This is a genomic window from Desulfitobacterium elongatum (genome assembly GCF_055378975.1).
In genome coordinates, this window is record NZ_AP038772.1 from 3525769 (window position 1) to 3546020 (window position 20252).

Sequence of the window (20252 nt, forward strand, 5' to 3'; positions counted from 1 at the left end):
TCACCGCCTCCCACTATCGGCCACCTGCCTTTCCGAAGAGCTTTGCCTTGTGTTCCGGAGCCTGAACCATGAGATTGTATCGTTCGTTTCCGCATTTATACAGACAAACGCCACGCTGGGGATAGCGGATTAGGTTGTATTCCGATTCCTCCAGCTGGAGGGTGTCCATATAGAACCGCTTGTCGATATTGCCTGCGTTGAACAGAAAAGCGTGGGCCGGTATAGAAAACAGCGGCTTGGTATACTCCCGTATACCATCGATATTGAAATCCTCAAGGTTCTGACTGGAGAGGATAACCGCCGAATCCTTTTTGCGGACACGCTTCATGAAGTTCCTGACGTACTCCACGGCAGTCAGATTGGAAAGGAACAGATAAAACTCATCGATGCTGGCGGCAGTATTGCCTGTGGTGAGAAGTTCATTGCTCATGTAGGACAGTACGTTGAACAGCAGGGCGTTTCTCAGGTTTTTACTAGCCTGCAGAAGCCCCTTGACGCCAAAAGTTACGAACTCGCTGCTTATGATGTTGGTGTGTCCGTTAAAGAATTTAGACTCCGCGCCCTTACACAGGGAGTGGAGTCCGAGGCATATTTCCCGCAGGGTTTCTGCTGTATATAGCTGGCGTTTTTCCACGTCGAATTCCTTATATTCAGTTTCAATCAACTCGTACAGGTCGGACAGTATGGGATAATCCGCAGGCTTTAATCGATCAAAATTGCTGTGATCGGTGATACACCATTTGTTGTATAGCTTGCTCAGCATGATCTCGATGGTGTCGATCTGGCGGTCATCGAAATCCTTGTAGGCTCGGAAAAAGTCCTTAAGAAAGCTGATATGCTGACTGAGCTTGCTGGTCTGCCGGAACGCCTGGGGTGCTTCGGTGTCCTTCGGATCACCAATTTCATCCCAGGTCTTTGGTTCCAGAACATTGATGATGTACTCTCCGGTCATCAGGTCGACGAAGCAGCCACCGAGGTTGTTGGTGAGATCCTCAAACTCCATCTCAGGGTCGAGGCAGATGATCTTCATGCCGGATTCCCTGAGATTGCAGAGAATGAGCTTTAACAGATAGCTCTTGCCCTGTCCGGAGTTGCCAAGGATGAGGATGTTGGCGTTGGTCTTATCGTCAGCGCGCTGGTTGAAATCCACGAGGATATTGCTTCCGAATTTATCCCTGCCAAGATAGAAGCCGTTTGGATCTGTCTTGCCGCTGTAATTGAAGGGATAGAGATTGGCGACCGAGCTTGCGGGCAGCACCCGTTCAAACTGATCGCCGAACACATTCCAGCCGGAGGGTATGACCGACAGAAATCCCTGCTGCTGACGGAGCAGTAATCTGTCCACGTTTAGCTTGCTTCGTACCAGTTCTGTCAGTACCTCGGTCTGCAGGAGCTTGAGCTGATCGGGATCATGTGCAGACAATTCAATGTAAACAGCCGCATGAAGCAGAGGCTCCTTGCTCCGGTGCATCTGAGTTATAATGGTTGCCACATCCTGCAGATTGCTTTCCGCCGTTACCGTCTGCTGCAGGTCCTGGGTGCCGCTTCGCTGCATCCTGTTCTTGTTGGCGGCGTTTGAGATGATTTTTCGTTCCTCGACAGGACTTACATGCCGGGTATAGATGTGCAGTGTCACTCCGTCCTTCTCCCCAAGATGCCGCAGGATTGCCTGTTCATCTGTGGCGGTTGGGTACTCGCGCAGCGCCCATACAGAGCGGTAGGTATTACCGCAGATAAAGTGGTCGGTGTTGAATTTGATAATACCGGGTGCGATCATGTCGAGGAATTCCTGAACACGGACATCCTCTTCCTGCGCCTCTTTCACCTTGCTTTGATGTGCCAAAGGGTTCACTTCCTTTTCTGATATAAGATAAACACAGTACGTCCGGTTTAGAATTTTACTCATTCAGAATAGACCAACGCTCTCCGTCGAAGTCCTCGAACCTTTCGGTAGTGACGTTCTGCTCAAAATAGATTGCCAGCATGCTTTTTATGTCCTCGCGCTCAGCTCGCTTGGCAGAGAAGCCCTGCTCCCGTAATGTTTTTTCAATTCGGTTCAGATAAGGGCGCACCTCTTTCTTCTTTTCGCCCTTTAACCGGATAACCACGAGAAATTCTCTGGCAGTTGCCATCTGTACCTGTATCCGGTCAAGGTGGCTTAAGTCATGCTCCAGAAGCGTTCGGACGGCAGGATTGCTTTCCTGTTCCATGCGTCTTTTCAGGAACTGCTTGTTGTCCTCGAAGTTTTCACGGCTGTTCAAACACAGAAATTCTAACTCCGCCATTCCTTTAAGGACGGTCATCAACGCATAAATCCGTGCGGACACACTTTCCTCAGACAGGACGGAGATATTGGTAGGCTTGATGATGAAATACACCAATTCATCGCCCCTGTAGGTCAGAAGGCTGTATTCAGTTATTTCTTTTGTATTGATGAGCTGACGGGTATATTGCTTTTGCCTTACCGTCTTTTTTTCTTTTCTGTTCATTGCCTTCCGTACCCCCATTCATAGGTCTGCTGTTTCGTTATAAAGAAAGCGCAGGCATATTTTATAAAGTCAAGAATGCTGGTATCGTCAAACCGGATGGTAAGGAAAGCATATAGAGCCGTGATGACAATGGGCGGCAGGAGCTTCAGCTGCGCAAGCCCAAACACAGAAAGCAAAAGGCCAACGCCGATTACGCCGATATCCCTGAGCTGCCACAGCCACAGCACCGCCTTGGATTTCAGGTTGTCGGGATAGATGTACATTCGGATTCCCCTATTCTTCATAAAATTTTTGCAAAAAATATGCAATTCCCCTGAGCACATGCTCCACACAGGGAATCGCTACGCTGTTGCCGAGAGTTTTGTATCTTGCGCGCTGTCCGAGGCTCCGGGGATGTCCGTCCAGTAGTCGGGAAAGCCCTGAAGCCTTTCACATTCAAGTATGCAGGGATGAAACCTTGTCGGACGCCTGCCAGCGGGAATCCGCAGATTCCGTCAAACAGGCTTCCGAGGGACAGCGATACGATCATAGCTGCAGCTTCATGTCAGGGGAAGGCTTTTCTTCCGGCATTATTTCTCTTTCTATAGCATCGTATGGCATTTGCTTCATGTGACATCCTCCTTGTATCTGTTCTGTTGACAGGCTTCTGACAGGGATGCCAATCCGTTCTGCCTCAGTGATTTCACAGCTCATGCCGTGGCTGATACGCGAACCGCAGATCCTTAGCTCATCACAGGAGGCCATTACCCGCAGCCCAATCCGGATGCCGATTTCTCTCTGGGTCGGTATGTTGTCATCCAATATTTGTGGGTATAACAGGTGGACGGCGACAGGAGCATAGCCCTGATTAGCAGCATAGAGACAGGCGGCTCTGGCAAATCGGACATTGCTTTCTATGTCCCCCGCAAAAGGGGAACAGATATATACCAGCTTCATTTCGCACCCACCGCCTTTACTACGGTTCTTGTCATGTTTACGGCTGTCTGTGCCGTATAGGCTGCGCTCATGAGGTTGGTCTTGGTGCTGGTGTCTAATCCGAAGGCTCCCGCGATGCGGGGAATCTCTCCGGCCGACAGCATCAGCCCAAGCCCTAGCAGGGCATGATCCCTAACCACCATGAGTCCTGCAATGAGGATGGTGGACTGCAGAAAAGCGGTCAGACACAGGCCGACAATCTGCTTGCACCAGCTGACAAAACCATCAAGATAGCCGCGCGGGACAGAAAACATGTACAGTGAACCCACGGCAATCTGGATGAGCAAGATTCCGCCTCTTTTCAGGTTGGCGAAAAACACCTTGATTACCGCATATCCCATGAGGATAAGGACAAAAAGAATCATAATCGGGCTGGTGATGGCTCCGAAGCCGAAAACATTAGTACTGCCTGCGTTTTCAAGGCTGCCGGCTGCACTCAGCTCGGTTATGATGCTGGAAGCAACTGTACCGATATCGGTGTCAAAGCCGGTGATTCCTGCAGTCAGGCTGCTTTGCAGGGAGATGGATAATTTATATAGCTCCACCGGCACGACTGAGAACAGGCTGACAGCCATAAATCCCTTGATGGCGTTCATGGCTGCATCCTTGATGCTGCCCCGGCCGGATTGGTACTCGATGCCGCATTCAAAGGCCGATACTACCAGCCCTGTGACGTAAAGCGCCCAAGCTAGATAAACAAAAAATAGGATAATGGACTTAACCCAGCTCATCTCGAACAGGTCGGCTCCCATGCTGCCCATCTCGGCAAAGAAGTTGCCGAGGAAGCCGATAGTCTGTCCGTAGAACCACTCGATAATCTGCCCCAGCACGGTTTCGGCGACGAAATCCCATATAAACATGGGCGGTCACCTCCTTTCGGATAAAAAAATAAGGAGCCTGTCATTTCACAAGCTCCCGGAAACTTTTTTGTTTACATGCCTTGCATTGTCAGACCGCTTTCGCTCTGCCCCGACTGTTCCATTTCCTGCGTAGATTCCCGGAATACGTTAAAGTAATCGTTAAGAGCTCCGGAGATTTGATCGTAGTCCGCTTTTGTCGGCTTGTAGACATACCACTCGATTTTGTCCCCGTACTTCCATATATACGGGGCGATGCCATCCCTGAAGTTTGGGTTGCTGACCATTTTCTTGCCGATCAGGTCGGACAATCGCAGTGCGAGCGCGTCCACCGGACCGTCGTCACGGTTTATAATAGTGGCTTTGATTGCCTCGTAATGATCTGCCCTACCCAGAGTAACGAATTCAACTCTTACACGAAGGTTGTCAGTAAGCTTGCCGAAGTAAGCTCTACCGACAAACCTTTTATAAGTGATATTCGCGTCATTTCCAAACAGCCTGCGCAGCTCCTGTTCAAAGTAATTCATTTTTCACCTCCCTATCGTTAGTTGGTTACTTGAAAGGCTTTTTTTACTGTAGTAAAATTATTTTGTATTGTCGGACAAAATATTTTTGAAAAATTGTCATTGACTTCTACACTAGTGAGACTAATTAATATGTTTGGAGGAAATTTGAATGAGTAAAAAGCTAAATTCTGTAGCTGCTTATGATAAAAAAGACGAAATCTCAAATGTCCCAAACCCTCTTTCTGCCATACAAAATCCAGGAGATAAATTGTCTGCACGCGTTACAGACACTTATAGAAAAGTGCTTAAAGTAGAAACTAACAATGGTGAGTCTAAGTACAGTGCAACACAATATCCTAATGGAACTATCGTTGAAACGAAAACAACAAAAAAACATAGCATAATCGAAAAAAACAACATGAATTGAGAACGCCCTATGCCACAGTTTGAATTCCTCTACCAGAGAAAATCTAACTAATTCAAAATTAAGCCATTACATCCAAACTTGATGCAACGGCTCTTTGTTTTTTACATTCCAAGTATTTGCCAGATGTATAGCGGTGCGGTCAGGGTGAACACAAGGCAAGCGAACAGGATCGCAGGCGCAGCCCACTCAAACTGTCCGTGCTTGCGATAATCAAAGTAGGCCGTACCCAATTTTGCGAAAAAAAACACAGCAAGAATTAAGTCAATAGCAGGGAACACCACCTTGTTAACCACAGTCTTGATTTGACTAGAGGCGTCGTTCCAGGTGCTTTCAATTGCTCCGGCCACGTCGCCTGTAGGCGGTGCAGCGTAAGCAGTCGTACAGAACGCTAAACCCAGCAACAAGACCACGAGGAGAACAGGCAGGATTCTTTTTAGTTTCATGAGGATAACCACCTTTTTATTTGATTTTTTTGCATGCAAAAAGACCGCAAAGCGACTATTTGCCCTGCGGTCCTGTTACTTTTTCTGTTGTTAAGGCTTTACCGGAGCGATGTGCCAGTCATCCCAAAGGCTTCCCCTAATAGTCACCGAATCTGTGAGGTTCATGGAAAGCATACCATCCGGCGTCCAGCAATCGATGAGCCAGGTGTATGGCATGTAGCTTCCGTCAGGAAACCATATAGGTGTAAAGTGTGTCCGACGCTTATATGTCGAGTATTTGTTGGATGCAAACTCAAATTTTGAGCTGTAACCAGATTGTGTGCGTTCAAGCAGCCGCCAGTAGGTTTCATATCGGAATTCGGGAAAATAGGTTACAGCTGTTTGCGCATCGGTTACTGCAGAAGACTGGTTGGTGCTGACATTTGCGGTTACGGTCTGATTGATTCCGTACCCGCTTTTCATGTACTTGCCGTATGCAGTCGGTGCTTTTGCATCCGGAACCACACTCATGGCAGCTGAAAGGCTGGCGGAATATGAAAGCCAGTCAAACTCCCACCATCCGTGATCGCACCAATAACCATCCTCATCTGTTCCGTGCCATATCCAATAGGCATGCCACCACGGACGCCATACACCCCAAGACGCCGAGGTTTTTTGCGCTTTGTTGGGTGCAGCGGCTACGGAATAGGCATCGTTCCGGTCATCAGCCACTGGATTTGGAGGATTGTTTCCGGAGAGATCCACAATACTTGCTGTAATAGTACTTTGGCTTGCCGAACCTCCGCCTGACACCGACACATGAATTGTCATAGTCTGCGGAGTTGCCGGAGTCTTCCAACGAACCCACGCTAGCTGACTGTCGCCCTCCGGATAATACACATTGCTAACTGTATAGGTTTGACCGCCAATTGTGAACCTCACTGTAACTGGATGATCCGGATCTGCCTGTCCTCCCCGAACAGTCACCGATGTGATAACCTCGGTATTAACCCTGTACTCATAATCGCCTGATGTAACCTCCTGAGGCTCCGGCTCCGCTTCATTGAAGCGTACAATGCCAAGTCCGAGGGATGAGATAATATCCGCATTAGATGCAGTTATGTTCGTAGAGCTATCCCATGCCGGGTAGCCGAGATCAGGTGTTTCCAGGAACATCGCTAACGGCAGGTTCTTATGGCAAAGCGCAGCCATCTTGCTCCTCAGGCCGCCGTTCAGTTGACGGTCAAAAAGCGCTGCTTCGGTAGCTGTCATAGCGTACTTGATTCCGCCAAAGGATATATATGCAATGGGTTCAAGGAGCAGACGATATTGACCGTTTGTCAGAACATTAAAATCCATTCTAATAATGTTTGCGATGCTTCGTATGACCTGCTCGTCTGTAAAATAACTTTTGATTGCTTCAATATTAGCGTTGCCGCCTGATGTGCCTATGATTTTTGGTAGAGGTTGCGATGGATTAATATAACCGTATGCATTCGTGTCCGGTGAAAGAGCAAGTCCTCCGGTATATGAGATTTTACATACCTTTTTAAAGTTTACAGAAATCATGGGATGTTTGTTTGTAAGGTCAATAGACGTAGTCACAACCGCATGGTCGCTCGCCCGAATGACTGTCACTCTCACGCCTTCATCACCGGGATTCCAGTAATCCGTGCTTGTACCGTCGCCTATTCCTCCGCCACCGTTATCTATGTTGCCTTCTCCCTCGGCACGGGCTGTAACAGGCGGAAGCAAAGAAAGCATAAGCACAAGCAAAAGGAAAATGCTGAGTGTCCGTTTCATGAAAACCTCCTTACTATGCAAAGAACACAGCATCTCTGCTGTGTTCTTTGCCCCTGCTTATTAAATTGCTCAGTCCATATTCCCGATCTTGTTTCCGTTTTCGTACATATCTCCGGCAGTTGTTCCCGAACCTCCACCACCGTTATCATCAATCCATCCGAAGCCGGGAACATAGATTTTACCGTCTCTCTTATCTCCAGATTTCGGCGTTGAAGACGATGTACTGCTCTCCGGCTTTTTTGCATCGTTAACTTTTTCTCCGTTCGGAGTTTTGGTCGGATCGGTCAATACATCCTGTGGCGGTTGTGAGGGCTTGGTAATCTCTGCCTGTATGCTCTGCTTCGTACCCGTGGAATCTACGGTATCTGTGGATTGAGCGGAAGCCGCTGTCGGGTCGATGGGCGCGACGGTTACCTCCGGAGCTCTGCTTGGCTCCGCAGACGGGATGATTGGGGTGACTACGTTCGATACCGTGGAAGATGGCTGAACCGTTACGGCTTTGGGCACCTCCGTTTTAAACTGCAAGGAAATCGCTATAACAAGGACGATGCACACCACGCCGAGTCCGGCAACGGTGATTCGCTTTTTTGCTTTGTCTGTCAGTTTCATTTCTAGGATACCTCCTTCGTATAAAAGGTTGATATGTCTTTTCAATGACACACCATACTACATAAGATTTCAAAAGTCTATTGCCAATCAGAAAACGTTAAAATATCGGCATATATTTGGCCTGCACCCTGAGATTGATCACCATGGGCGGTAGGGTTTTTCCGCCAAAAGATACCGGAACCTCCAGCCTTATGACCGCATCGGCCAGCAGGCCTCTGGAACTATCGGGACTCACTGGAGCAAGGGGCATATTGTCAAGGTCAACAGAAAGACCGTATAGTCTAAATTCTATGTCGTCTCCAGCATATTTCACGTGATAGCCGTTTTCTTTTCGCAGTCCCAGCAGCTGGTCCAGCCTGCTGTACATTTCGCCGTAATCCAGGCTTTCCTCAAAGTCGGAAGCGCTGGGCTGATAAGCTCCGCCGTAGCCTTCCCGCATCCCGTGATAAACATTATCGTAATTATCGTTAATCGTCGAGATAACTGCAGACTGTACAGCATCCCGGACACCCTGGGCTACAATCATCAGCCGCATGGTTTCGGAAATTCCGCAGAAAACAATCACGAGCGCAAGGGTAACGGCTACAACAAGCGGAAAGGACGTACCCCTTTTGCTTCTAAGCATATCACAAAATCTGCCAAATTTCATTTCCAATACACCTCGCTCTTGCCGCTGGCCTGCGCCTTCAGGGTAACAGGAAAGCCCCCGAAGCCGCCGAATATGCCGATGTCGGTCTGAACAGTTGCAGTTACAGTGAATTCCTCATTGAGCTGGAACTTTCCGGTCTTTGACCAAGAGATATTCGGGGCAAGTCCTGTCTTTTCGGTGAGAACCTGCGCCCGCAGGGCAGTTTCGCTGCCGACGCGCCCGGCAATCTCCGCCTCTCGGCAGAGTTCAGAAGCATAGGTATCCAGCTTGTTTTTTGTTACGAACACCGGAAGTACGCTCACTGCCAAGGCGATGACCAGCATCACGCAAAGCACCAGCACCGCTACGTCGATGTACCCCTCCCCGCGTTTGCTTCTTAGCAGATTCAGCACATCCGCACCCCCTGTTCAGGTGAGAGATAGGCTTCGTCCTGCTCGTAGTACTGTTCGGCGTCCCGTTTATCGGCAATCGACCACAGTGCATGTGTTATGTCCTCATCATGCACCATTTCAGAGCCGTTTTCCTCAATCCACTTATCCCGTACCACCTCCAGCGGATTCCTGAAGCGAAGCAGGTATTCCAGGTAATCCATACTGTAACCGCCATCCTTCAGTTCGCTGTACACCAGTCTAGTGGCGGCGATTTCCTCCGCCTTTTCAATAAGCTCAAGCGGCTCCAGCTTTATCCACTCCCGCATAAAGGAAATATAATTTGCCTCAAGCTTTTCCGAAAGCTCCGCTTTAACATCCATAAATTCCATATCGCACCTCCTTCTAAAACATCCCGCCAAGGGAGCTTAAAATCTCCATGACGATGATGACAAGATAGGTCAAGAGAAAGCACATTAGCATGATAAACGAGAACACCCTGATTTTTGGCGGGATCTTCTGCGCCTGGCTCTTGAGCCTTTGAAGCTCCAACGCCTTGAAGTCATGAGCCAGCATCTGAAAATATACGGCGCTGTCGTCGCCTCTCAGGACGCCGATAAGTCCTCTGACCACGTCGGAGAGCATGGGAGAATTGAGCCTTGCTTCAAACCGGGTCAGCGCCGCCTCGTAGGAAGACGAGCGCATATCTGCGGTCAGAACATCCAACTCACGGGCAAAGGCGGGACCGACATTCTTCTTGTAGTTCTCCATCATTGCCAGCACGTCACGGCTGGCCTTCAGGGTCTGCTCAATGGTGGAAACAAACCTCGGAAGCTCTCCCTCGATCTGCTCCCTCTTTTCCTTGAGCTGCTCGTCAGCCTTCCGAATCTCCTTAAAATACGTTAGAACAGCTAGAATGATCAGCACCGGCGAGAGCAAAGGAAGAAGAAACAAACAGGGAATCACACCCATCAGTATGGCTCCGGCTTTTGTAATAGCATAAGCCGAATAAACCTCCGGCGTCATGCTGATGCCAGCCGCCTTCAGTATGTTTGCCATCCGGCTGTGCTTGTACTCATCCATTCCGATATGCTTTGAGAGCTTGACTGCTCCTGCCATGAGCCAGGCTTCCATGCTCTTGACGGCTTTTTTGTTCTTCCTTCCCGCATTCAGCATGGCCTTGGCAGTATTCATTGTCGGCAGTTTCAGGATGCCTGCCAGTATGAAATACAGTCCTGCGGCAAGGAGAATTCCGGTAAAAAACAGTTGTATCATTCTCTATCACCTCCTGTATTCGATGGGCTTGGTCAGTCTGATGACAAAGGCCGTAGAGATAAATATCGCCGCAGCGCATACCGCGAGGATGATTTGCCCAACCGCCGTATGCATCAGGGTATGATACCAATCCTTGTTGAGAAAATACATGACCGGCACATTGCCTGCCACCAGCAGGGCCATGATGATGAATTCCTTGCGGGGTTCAAACACCAGGTATTCCAGCTCAGCGTTTACAATACGCATGTCTGAGAGCTTGCTGACAATCGGAGTCAGCGTGGTCTTAAGGCTGCGGTCATGCTGGCAGGCGGCAATAGCGTCGCACCATTCATGGAACACCTCATTGTCTATTTTGGGCTTCATGCTGTGAAGAGCTTTGTCCAGATCGGGATCAATGAGCTTCACCTGTGTCAGAAACCCGGTGAATACACTCCGCACAGGAGGGTTAAGATACTGGACGCTTTCCTCCACCGCCGTCAGGATATCCTCGCTTCTCAGATAAGCCGTAGTGATGATGGACAGAGCCGTTTCAAGCTCTGCAGCAATGTTCTTTTTGTAATGCGCGGCTGTCAGCCGGATGTACCAAAAGGGAATAAACATCATGCCGACCGCCGTAACAGGCACCAGAAACATGTTGCCTATCAGGACAGCAAGGCTGGCGCCTGCTGCAAAAAACGCCAGCGACGCAGCGCAGATCATGGAAAAGCGTGAGCTTCGTCCGGTAATGGCGAGAATCTCCTGCACCTCAGTAATCTCCCGGCGGAGGAAGGATTGCTTTTTACGCCGGGCAGCTTCGTTGATCTCAGCCTTGATGCTTTTGTTTTTACGGGTAAGAAAGCCGAACAGCCCATCGGTGAATTCCAGCGGGGAGAGTCCGAGTAAAAGAAAAGCACCGGTGATAAAACCGGCACAGGCTATTAAAAGGATTGTCATCATCAGGAAGCACCTCCCGCCGCGAGGATTTGTTTCAGGGTATCCTGGGGCATCCCGTTTTCCAGAAAACGCTTCTGCAGGCTTGGTGAGATTCCCTGTACTGGGCTGTGGCAGCCATTGATGATGAATTTTCCGTCCTCTATGCGGTTTTCGGTAATCTGGAATTGGAATAGGCTGCGGAAGCTTCGTGTTCCGTCCGGCAGGATCTCGCACTCCATGATCTCCATCAGCCTCCGCTGTTTGTTCTCGAGCTGCTTTGAGAACACCACGATGGGGAATGCCTCTGTTACCAGATCCATGAGGGTGTTGTCTGCCATGTCATATTTCCTTCTGCACAGAGTGACCATACGCCGCCATGTGGCCTCACAGCTGTTGGAGTGGATAGTGGTCAGCACCGTGTGGCCTGTTCTGGCTGACTCCTGGGCAGCATAGGCTTCCGGTCCGCGCATCTCACCTACACAGATAATCTCAGGATTAAAGCGCAGAGCCATATCCAGCAGGATGTCCTGATCGATGTTCTGCTTCTCGTTTTCACTCATGCGGGTCAGGGTATGAATGACACTGTTACACACCCTTCCGTCCTTCTGACGCACTAACGCCAACTCACGGGAACCATTTTCAATAGTGAATATTCTCTTATTATCTGGTATGGTTGTCAGAAGCCATCCCGCCAGTGTGGTCTTGCCGGAGCTGGTGGCGCCAGCCACACACACGGATATGCCGTATCTGAGGCACTCCGCCAGAAAGTCCAGCATCGATCCTGTAGCGGTACCGCCTCGGATGAAGTCCTCTTTTTTCATGGATTGGGGGTTAACGATACGGATTGAAGCGGATACCCCCACATCCTCGTCTACCAGCGGAGTTTTCAGCACCGCAATACGGATATTTTTGGAAAGATGCCCAAGGATGGCGGGGCTGGCATTGTCCAGCACCATGCCGGACACATGGAGCATACGGCGCACCACATTGATGGCATGCTCAGGGCTGTCAAAGTGCTCGTCCAGCTTTTTTGTGATACCGCTGCTGTACTGCACCTCAATATCGTTCCAGGCATTGACGTCAATTTCCTCAATCCCAGCGCCGAAGATATATTTTGTCAGGAATGAAAACTCCGCCATCTCGGTGTACAGAGCATCCACCAGCTGCTCCTGTGACATGCCGCTAACTGCGATTCGGTAATCCTGAACATACTTCGTAATATACCGTTTAATCTGGGCTTTGACTTCCTCCGTTCCTCCATCGGTAATCAGCGCAGCATATTTGCTGGAGATGTACTCCTGCACCTCATGGAGTACTGTTCCGAATTCCCTGTCCGCCCCATTGGATGAAAAAAACAGGCCTTGATTGCCCGTCATGGTGATAGTCTGCGGTTTTTCTCCCGCGAGCGGCAGGATATTTTCAACCTGGTTATGGTTCTTTGTGCTCATACGCCGAACACCTCCTTTGCGAGTCTGGCGATTTCCTTACGAAAGCTCCTGCTGTCTTTGAGCATCAGGTCTCCCAGCAGGTTCCCCGAAAGAGCCAAATTCTCCAACTCGTCCGAATGGGGAAACTTGAAAGCAACGCTGCCCAATACCTGCTCGATATGCTCTCCGGCCTGATTGGATTTGATGTTGGAAGCCGCCTTATACTGCTTGTCGGCATCCCATTTCTGATCCTTCAGGAGAGGCAACTGGCTTGACAGGTAGCTGATGGATTTCAGGTCATAGTTTACCAGCCGAATTACAGAATCAGCCTCCAGCAGCGAAACCGCCGACAGGATATCGTGAGCAATGGCGCTGCCGCAGTCAATGATAATGTACGGGGCGACGTCCCGCAGATGATCGATCAGCTCGGCCGCCAGCTCCTGGGAGTACGGCGGATAGGTAAACACATTCTCACCCTTGAGCATTCCGATAATGGTCAGGTAGTCCAGCTTCTTGTGGGTGACGCAGTTCTGCTTGATGAGCAGATCCGTCACATGGGTAGCGGCAAGAATGCTGCCGAGGGAACGCTCACACTCCAGATCACTTGTCGTACAGATGCATGGCAGCATAGGCGCGGTCATGTCGCACAGCAGCAAGACCACGTTCTTTTTCTGATCTGCCAGATATTTAGCAAGGCGCACGCTCACAGTAGTCTTGCCGCTGCCGGCGCTGCCCCATACCGCCAGCACCTGCACATCCTGCTCCAGTTCCTCCTGTATGGCTTCGGGCTCTTTTCTTGTAAAAAGGCTTCGTTTCATGAAGTTCAGCATCTTACTCACCTCCGGCCTTCTGTACAGGGCTTTCGGGCTTAGCCGGAGCAGCCGATGCTTCCGGAACAGACGGCTGCCCTGCCTGTCCGGAGCTTTGCTCCGCAGGCTTCGGGTACAGGGCTTTAATCACCTTATCCTGCAGCTCAGTAAATTTTGCGGCGCTCTCCTTGGAACCTCTGTACACGAGAGAAAGATGGAGCTTGCCGTCTGCTTCCAGCTCCGCAAGGATTTTTGCCTGCTCCGGTGAAACCAGCAGGGTGACGGTGGCGGGAAGCTGCTTTTCGTCCTCCTTCTTGCTCTGCTCGCCTGTATCAGTATCGTAGCCCGTGCTGGAGGTCACACCGATAATCTCCACATACGTCAGCTCCGGTGGGATCACTGTTAAGCCCTGCTTTTTGTAGTCGGGCGCGATTACTGATACAATGTCGCCGGAGATCAGCTTGCCGGACAAGCCCCCGGCAAAGTTTTTAATGCTGACGGAAATGGCCTGCTTGTCACCGCTAAGGTTATACAGGTAGGCATTCTCCGACGCAGGCGTATCCGACAGCTTGGCTGTTAGGATATAGTCACCGGGCACCAGATCCGCCGAAGCGTATTTTCCGAGGACGCTGTCCTGCTGCTTTATCACATCCTTCGGCAGGTTGTAGCCGCCTACCTCCACAGTCTGAATCATATCCTTGCTGATTGCGTCACCGGCTTTAATGTTCTTCACTACCCGGACGACAGCCGTTTTCTGAGACAAGCTCTGATTGAACAGAGGCGTCAGCGCAAAACAGATAAGTAAAGAAAGCACGATGCAGATTACTCCCAGCACCGTGCGGTTTTTTAGAAAGCTCATTGGGTGTTCCTCCTTAAATTAAAAAGTAGGCTGCCAAGCAGCCGAGAGAAAGAAAAGGTGCGAGAGGATATGACTTTTGAGCAGTCCTCCCGCACAGCTTTTGAATTATGGTATTGCCTGCATGGAATACCAGCAAGGCTGTTAAGCTTATGACCGCGGCAGCCATGCTTTTGCTGAAGTCCAGCACCAGCCCCGCAGACGCCATGAGCTTGATATCTCCGCCGCCCATACCGCCGAAAAGTAATGCGGCTATAAGAAAGAGTGCGGCAGCAAAAATTCCGGCCAGCTTCACCGGTTCAAAGGTGAGCAGTCCAATCATGGCTATCCCAAGGCAGACGCTGTCGGGTATGATCCGTTTTCGTATGTCTAAGATCGAAGCGGCCAGCAACAAGGCAGCAAAAAAGCCGCCCTGCACAAGCGGAGCCATTTGAGCCAGAGCGTCCAGTTTAGCCCCCATAGTTGAACATATCCTGGATGCGCTGTTTAAGCGTCGGCAGAACAGTTTCACCGAACAGGGCATAGAGGCCGCCGAGGACAAGGGCACCGATTACAACAGCCATCAGGATTTTAATGGCGGTATCCACGAAGCCTTCTCCGCGCTGGGAGCTGATCAAGGTCTGAACCGCAATAGCTTTTTCCGTGATCTTATCGTTTACCTTATTAACAAGTTTTTTCATAGTGATTTACCTCCAAATTCATATTTTTATTGATTAATTTCAATTTACATACCGCCCATGTTTAAGGAGCCGCTTTGCTCCGACACTTCTTCCAAAGCGGGCGGTTCTGCTGCCGTACTTTGCTCAAGGGGTTTTTGTTTCTCCGGTTTATCTTCCCGCCTTCTTTGCTGCTTATAGGTAAAGGCGGGCGGAATGCCTTCTAAGTCTTTGCACCGCTTGACCTTATATCTTTCCGTGTCACTCTTGTAAAGGTAATACCAGTCCTCGTCAAAGCTGTACACTCCCGCCATACCTGTAGCCATTCCGTCCCTGTAAATAAGCTGATACTTAAAAAGAGGGTTAGGATCACACACAACTCTGATCAGATCCAATTCCAGTGCGACTTCCTTCGTTTTTACCACCTCCGTCTGGGCAGAGAAAAACACCGGTGGTTTAGGCCGGTGCTAAACTGCGGATTAAAAAACAGCCTTTCGGCTGCGGCTAGCGGGGTTACATATTCATCTCCGGTCCCTGGTACAGCTCCTGCTCCTGCGGCTGAAAGGATACCTCCTTAAATCCGAAGCGGTCTACATAGTGAAAGGTGCTGCCGGAAGCATCATATAACTCGATAACATCCGACATAGAGAGGCTGTGCCCCTCATAGTCCGGCGGGTGTTCTAGGTTGAATTTGGCATACAGCGCCTCTAGATCGTTGGTTTCCGCCTCGCCGTCATAGACCGGCTTGTAATTATCCAGATCAGGCTCACCGAAATGCTCCAGCAGCTCGTCATACCCAATGAATTTCATCATGACGTCCACCTCGGGCTTGAGCTGCCACACACGGCACTTCTTCAGCAGCTGTGCGTTTCCTTCCGAATCGAGCTTTCCCTCAGCCAGCCGTTCATAGGTACCTTTTCTCCACTCTAGCTCCAGTCCATTTTTCTCTGTGAGAAAGGACTGAAGTTCCTCATTTTGAAACAGCGGGTCGACGACGGCTTTGCCCTTTTCGATGTAGCCTGCTGTGTTGCCGTAGTAAAGGATGCGATTGTTTTTAATCTGAATTCCATTCATCGTGCTTCCTCCTTTCCCTGCAGGACTGCCGTGTTACTGAAAATAGAAGTTGACGGAATAGGTGATATTGCTCTTGTTGTACATACAGTCATGATTGGTGTAGTAGTAGAATTCCAGCTGACTGTAGATACCAGGCGACAAATTGCGGCTGAAAGTGATGCCGTTGGTGGTTGTGCCGTAGTCCAGCTGATCCCATTGTCCGGTCAGCACATTATAGCCGCGGACACGACCGTAGTCGTTGCCGCTATGCCCAGAAACAGGAGGCACTGTAAAGGTGTAGTTGGTGATGGTCGCTCCTGCGATGCCCTGTTCCAGAATGACTGATTCCGGTCCGGTCAGCGTCATACCGCCGCCTTTATTCGGGTCTGCGATGAAAAAAACAATAGCCGCCCAAGGTGATTCGGCTCCGGTAGAGTCAACCGCTTTTACGCGAACCACATTCTTCCCCAGAGGGTAAGCTGTGCTGGTCTGCGCCGGCCGTCCTTCCCAAACATAGGTGATTGCGTCTCCATCCGGATCGGTGCTGGAGGCTGTAATGGTAATTGCTACGCCCGGCGCCACGCTGTTGCCGTCAGGGGTACGGGTGATCACTGGCGTTGTGGGAGCCGAGTTATTCACAGTGAAGGTGATATCCGTCCAGTCGGAATACATTCCCCATGCGTCCTTTGCCCTGACCTTTACGGTATGAGTGCCGACAGGATAATAGCTGTCAGCAGTTCTGCCGAAATATTCAAGGGTTACGGCATCTCCGTCCGGATCGCTGGCATAGGCCGAAAGATTAACTAACAGCTTGCCGTTTTGCGCTGTTCTTGTAACCGTCGCGCTTCCGGTGGGTTTGTTCGGTGCGGTGTTGGTGATGGTGATGCTCTGCGAATAGGTAAAGGTTCTGCCTTCGCTGTCTGTCGTGCTTGCGGTCAGGGTATAGCCGCCAGGCACATTTATGGCAATGGTGCCTCCGCTGTTTGATAGGGTACCGGTATAGGAGGCCGGACTTCCATCCTTAGTCAGCGACCATGTGAGGCTTCTGCCCTCCAGTCCGGATACGGCCGGCAGGGTCACATTGATATTGCCGCCGATATGAACCGAGGACGGGACAGTGAACGGGAAGCTTGGTATCGGCTTAACCGTCGCGGTATTGGAAGCAAAGGTGAATTTTCTGCCGTTAATATCTGTCGCTTCCGCAATCAGCTTTACAGAGACTGTTCTGTCCGTGCTGATTGCCAAGGAGCCGCCGCCTGTACCGACAGAGCCGACGGCATATTGACTATAGGGCCTAGCTTGACCGCCATCCACAGAAAGGAGCCAGTCAATGTTCGTACCGTCAAGCTCTGTACCGGATGCGGTAACGTCAATGGAGTCGCCGCTGTAACTGAGTGCTGTGAGTCCTATGGACATCTGCGGGATGGGATAGACCGTGAAACTTCCGCTTCTGATGAAGGTTCGGCCGGCCGGGTCCGTCATGGTCAGGGTCAGCTTATATTGCCCCTTTGCCTGGAAAGTCAGGCTGCCGTCTGATTTGGTCAGGGAACCTGACGCATAAGCAGAATAAGGCTCATCGCCTCCGTCATCCTTGATGACAGTCCAGTCTGCGGCGAGATTATCCAGATCCGTACCGCTGACACTGACCGTTCCGGCTTCACCGGAATACCAGACCGGCGGCATGCTGAGAGAAACCGACGGAACCGGATAGACCGTAGTGGAAGCGCTGTAGGAAAACACCCTGCCCAGCGCATCCGTCATGGAGGCAGTCAAGGTATATGTTCCGACTTCTTTAAATTGTATTTTCCCGCCATAGGCGTTCAATGTTCCGTCCAAAGTATCGGAAATTTTCGCAGGTACTCCGTCTTTTGTGAGCGTCCATTCAACCGGCAGTACATTGTTGTTGCCGCGAGTCCTTAAATCAATGATGCAATCGGTATGTGTGGCTTCCGGAAGCTCGAAGGAAATGTCCAGCACCGGCAGGACTTCGATTTTCCCTCCGTTCTCGAACAGAAATACCCGCCCTGTTTCGTCGGTGATTCTTGCAATCAGCTCGTAGGTTCCGGCATGCTTAAAGCGTATGGAGCCGCCGGTGTTATCCAGTGAGCCGTCAACGTATGTGGCCCAATCCTGGAACCCGAAGCCGTTTTCCAACAGCCACTCCACATTGAGTCCATCCAGTTCCTTGGTTTTTGGAATCACATTGACGATGGTGCCGGTATGGGCAGTTTCCGGCAGTACATAGGAGATACTGGGAACCGGATACACCTTAACCGGGGCTGTGTAGCTGTAGCTTCTGCCTACGGGATCGGTGAAGGCAGCTTTCAAAACATACTCGCCCTTATCTTTAAAGCGGATGAAGCCGCCGTCATTGGTCAGCTCTCCCTGAACCTCATCGGCAAGGGCAGCTGCTTCTCCGTTCTTTGTCAGTGACCACTGTATTGCTGCGTCGCTGAGGTTTTCTAAACGAGTTTCCACATGGACCATTTCATCAGTGTGGGTGATTTCTGGTGCATAAAAGCCGATAGAGCCTACAGGGTAGACGGTGATGGTCTTGGAGGCTTCAAAGATTCTGCCGGTTTCATCGGTGAGTGTTCCGGTGAGCATATATACGCCTTTATCCTTGAATCGGATTTTCCCGCCGTCATTTGTCAGCGTGCCTTCCAGCTCACTGCCAAGCGCCGCTGCTTCACCGTTCTTGATCAGTCTCCAGCCGACATTCATACCGTCCGCCTCTGTCAGGGTTGTTGCTACCTCCAGAGTCGTATCGGTATGGGACGCAGCAGGAAGTGAAAAAGCGATTTCCGCCGCCGGATAGACCTTGGAGCTTTCACTGTGAGTGAATATGCGCCCGGTATCATCGGTAATGGACGCTGTCAGTGTATATTGACCCTTATTCCTGAACACGAAGGTGCCGCCTTCTTTCCCGAGCTTTCCATCCAGAATGTCAGCAGGCTGGACGGTTTCTCCGTCTTTCGCTGCAGTCCACACGATATCGTGCCCGTAGAGCTTTTCCAACGGGAATGTAAGCGTGATGGATTTGTCCGTATGGGTGGTTTCCGACAGGTCAAAGCTCAGATCAATAACCGGATATACCGTGATCTGCTTGGACAGCACGGTTTCTTTCCCTCTGGTGTTTTTCGCTGTCGCAGTCAGTGTGTACTGTCCTTCCTCCTTGAATTGAACGGTACCTCCCTCCAACCCGAGAGTGCCGCTGACGGCAGTTTCTAATTCCACAGGCTGCTGCGAACCGTCCACAGCGGTTTTGGTCAGCGTCCAGGTGTAGCTTTTCATATACTTCCAGACCGGCATCACCTTAATTTCGCTGTCTGTGTGAGCGGTTTCGGGAAGCTCAAACTGTACCTCTGCAGGCGGATAATATGAGCTGCCTCCAGAGCCGCTGCCCGGATTGCCCGACGTAGGCGTAGGGGAAGGTTTATTCTCATCTGGATTTGCCGGGGTGGGTGTCAGCTGCTCTGTGGTTCCGGGAATCGGACTCGGCGTCGTTGTGCTAGGAATCTGTGACGGTGCGGAAGGTGTTGGTTCAGTCGGTTTCGATGTTGCCGGATCAGTCATATCATCTGCGTCGCCCTTGGTCACTGGATCGTTGGGATGAATTTTATTATCATCCGTATCTCCAATGATTCCGTCCTCGCGGCCGATGATGACATACCCTTTGTCATCATCCTTAATGTCCGACTGGTCATCATAACCGCTGTGTCCCTGAGTATTTTTCGCTTCCTCATCCTGTCCCTTTGCTCTCACCAGCATCTTGATGATTTCTGCGCGGGTGATGGGATCATCGGGATGAAAGCCGTCGGGATAATCGGCGGGGTCAATAATTCCAGCGTCGATCAGTGCCTCAATGTACTTCTCCGACCAGTGACCGTTGATGTCGGGGAAGCTGGGCGGGTATTTTTCAGCGTTTGATGTATCAAGCGAAAGATCCCGCGCCAGTATCGCGGCGTACTCTCCGCGTGTAATGATATCGCCCTGCCCTACAAAGCTCTCCGGATGCAGGCGGTATACCGTATAGATTCCGCCGCATATGAGAAGGAGCAGAGCAAGGACAATGATGACGATACGCTTTCCTTTCTGTTTCATAGGTTTTCAGTCCTTTCTTTAAATTTGAAAATGAAAAAACCGGAATCATCAACCT

The 20252-nt window shown here is 50.5% G+C and carries 23 protein-coding genes and 1 pseudogene; 1 reads left to right on the forward strand and 23 read right to left on the reverse strand.

Annotated features, from left to right (window positions below):
- Positions 1-13: 13 nt before the first annotated feature.
- From ACZ42W_RS16720 to ACZ42W_RS16750, 7 genes and pseudogenes are all read right to left on the reverse strand, one after another.
- The gene (locus ACZ42W_RS16720) at positions 14-1777 is read right to left on the reverse strand and encodes a VirB4 family type IV secretion system protein (RefSeq protein ID WP_464171052.1); all 1764 of its coding nucleotides are present in this window, start codon (positions 1775-1777) and stop codon (positions 14-16) included.
- Positions 1778-1898: 121 nt separating this feature from the next.
- Positions 1899-2489 carry a hypothetical protein gene (locus tag ACZ42W_RS16725; protein ID WP_464166401.1) on the reverse strand — a complete coding sequence of 197 codons (591 nt, stop codon included), beginning with the start codon at positions 2487-2489 and terminating at the stop codon, positions 1899-1901.
- Complete coding sequence (locus tag ACZ42W_RS16730) at positions 2486-2752, reverse strand: hypothetical protein (protein ID WP_464166402.1); 267 nt, start codon at positions 2750-2752, stop codon at positions 2486-2488. The genes ACZ42W_RS16725 and ACZ42W_RS16730 overlap by 4 nt, the downstream gene beginning before the upstream one ends.
- Positions 2728-2929: pseudogene (locus ACZ42W_RS16735) on the reverse strand (DNA cytosine methyltransferase); the annotation flags it as partial. The gene ACZ42W_RS16730 and the pseudogene ACZ42W_RS16735, both read right to left, overlap by 25 nt.
- Positions 2930-3014: 85 nt before the next feature.
- Positions 3015-3425, reverse strand: coding sequence for a DUF7768 domain-containing protein (locus tag ACZ42W_RS16740; protein WP_464166403.1), 411 nt, complete (start codon positions 3423-3425; stop codon positions 3015-3017).
- A complete protein-coding gene (locus ACZ42W_RS16745) occupies positions 3422-4324 on the reverse strand; it encodes a conjugal transfer protein TrbL family protein (RefSeq protein ID WP_464166404.1) in 903 nt (300 codons plus the stop codon). The genes ACZ42W_RS16740 and ACZ42W_RS16745 overlap by 4 nt, the downstream gene beginning before the upstream one ends.
- Positions 4325-4395: 71 nt before the next feature.
- Entirely contained in the window at positions 4396-4848 is a 453-nt protein-coding gene (locus ACZ42W_RS16750; protein WP_464166405.1) for a hypothetical protein, read from the reverse strand.
- 148 nt (positions 4849-4996) lie between these two features.
- On the opposite strand from ACZ42W_RS16750, the gene ACZ42W_RS16755 reads away from it, so the two are divergent.
- A complete protein-coding gene (locus tag ACZ42W_RS16755) occupies positions 4997-5254 on the forward strand; it encodes a hypothetical protein (protein ID WP_464166406.1) in 258 nt (85 codons plus the stop codon).
- Positions 5255-5355: 101 nt separating this feature from the next.
- Here ACZ42W_RS16755 and ACZ42W_RS16760 read toward each other — a convergent pair whose 3' ends face one another.
- The 16 genes from ACZ42W_RS16760 to ACZ42W_RS16835 all read right to left on the reverse strand — a co-directional run bounded on the left by ACZ42W_RS16760 (position 5356) and on the right by ACZ42W_RS16835 (position 20197).
- Positions 5356-5697: a DUF3852 domain-containing protein gene (locus ACZ42W_RS16760; RefSeq protein WP_464166407.1), complete on the reverse strand. Its 342-nt coding sequence runs from the start codon at positions 5695-5697 to the stop codon at positions 5356-5358.
- Between the two features lie 90 nt (positions 5698-5787).
- Entirely contained in the window at positions 5788-7479 is a 1692-nt protein-coding gene (locus ACZ42W_RS16765; protein ID WP_464171054.1) for a DUF8193 domain-containing protein, read from the reverse strand.
- Positions 7480-7548: 69 nt separating this feature from the next.
- Positions 7549-8088, reverse strand: coding sequence for a DUF6550 family protein (locus ACZ42W_RS16770; RefSeq protein WP_464166408.1), 540 nt, complete (start codon positions 8086-8088; stop codon positions 7549-7551).
- 97 nt (positions 8089-8185) lie between these two features.
- Positions 8186-8737, reverse strand: a complete 552-nt coding sequence (locus ACZ42W_RS16775; protein WP_464166409.1) for a hypothetical protein — start codon at positions 8735-8737, stop codon at positions 8186-8188.
- The gene (locus tag ACZ42W_RS16780) at positions 8734-9129 is read right to left on the reverse strand and encodes a DUF4320 family protein (RefSeq protein WP_464166410.1); all 396 of its coding nucleotides are present in this window, start codon (positions 9127-9129) and stop codon (positions 8734-8736) included. The genes ACZ42W_RS16775 and ACZ42W_RS16780 overlap by 4 nt, the downstream gene beginning before the upstream one ends.
- On the reverse strand, positions 9123-9497 hold the full coding sequence (locus ACZ42W_RS16785; RefSeq protein ID WP_464166411.1) for a DUF3848 domain-containing protein: 375 nt from the start codon (positions 9495-9497) through the stop codon (positions 9123-9125). The genes ACZ42W_RS16780 and ACZ42W_RS16785 overlap by 7 nt, the downstream gene beginning before the upstream one ends.
- A gap of 13 nt (positions 9498-9510) precedes the next feature.
- Positions 9511-10380 (reverse strand): secretion protein F, encoded by an 870-nt coding sequence (locus tag ACZ42W_RS16790; protein WP_464166412.1) that lies wholly within the window; start codon positions 10378-10380, stop codon positions 9511-9513.
- A 6-nt stretch (positions 10381-10386) separates the two neighbouring features.
- Complete coding sequence (locus ACZ42W_RS16795) at positions 10387-11316, reverse strand: type II secretion system F family protein (RefSeq protein WP_464166413.1); 930 nt, start codon at positions 11314-11316, stop codon at positions 10387-10389.
- Positions 11316-12740: a type II/IV secretion system ATPase subunit gene (locus ACZ42W_RS16800; protein ID WP_464166414.1), complete on the reverse strand. Its 1425-nt coding sequence runs from the start codon at positions 12738-12740 to the stop codon at positions 11316-11318. The genes ACZ42W_RS16795 and ACZ42W_RS16800 overlap by 1 nt, the downstream gene beginning before the upstream one ends.
- A complete protein-coding gene (locus ACZ42W_RS16805) occupies positions 12737-13549 on the reverse strand; it encodes an AAA family ATPase (protein WP_464166415.1) in 813 nt (270 codons plus the stop codon). The genes ACZ42W_RS16800 and ACZ42W_RS16805 overlap by 4 nt, the downstream gene beginning before the upstream one ends.
- 1 nt (position 13550) lies before the next feature.
- Positions 13551-14387, reverse strand: a complete 837-nt coding sequence (gene cpaB, locus ACZ42W_RS16810; RefSeq protein WP_464166416.1) for a Flp pilus assembly protein CpaB — start codon at positions 14385-14387, stop codon at positions 13551-13553.
- Positions 14388-14400: 13 nt separating this feature from the next.
- Complete coding sequence (locus tag ACZ42W_RS16815; protein ID WP_464166417.1) at positions 14401-14844, reverse strand: prepilin peptidase; 444 nt, start codon at positions 14842-14844, stop codon at positions 14401-14403.
- Positions 14834-15064: a DUF6133 family protein gene (locus ACZ42W_RS16820; RefSeq protein WP_464166418.1), complete on the reverse strand. Its 231-nt coding sequence runs from the start codon at positions 15062-15064 to the stop codon at positions 14834-14836. The genes ACZ42W_RS16815 and ACZ42W_RS16820 overlap by 11 nt, the downstream gene beginning before the upstream one ends.
- 44 nt (positions 15065-15108) lie before the next feature.
- Positions 15109-15435 (reverse strand): hypothetical protein, encoded by a 327-nt coding sequence (locus ACZ42W_RS16825; protein WP_464166419.1) that lies wholly within the window; start codon positions 15433-15435, stop codon positions 15109-15111.
- A 118-nt stretch (positions 15436-15553) separates the two neighbouring features.
- Positions 15554-16114, reverse strand: a complete 561-nt coding sequence (locus tag ACZ42W_RS16830) for a YodL domain-containing protein (protein ID WP_464166420.1) — start codon at positions 16112-16114, stop codon at positions 15554-15556.
- A 33-nt stretch (positions 16115-16147) separates the two neighbouring features.
- Positions 16148-20197 (reverse strand): S-layer homology domain-containing protein, encoded by a 4050-nt coding sequence (locus ACZ42W_RS16835; protein WP_464166421.1) that lies wholly within the window; start codon positions 20195-20197, stop codon positions 16148-16150.
- Positions 20198-20252: the final 55 nt, after the last annotated feature.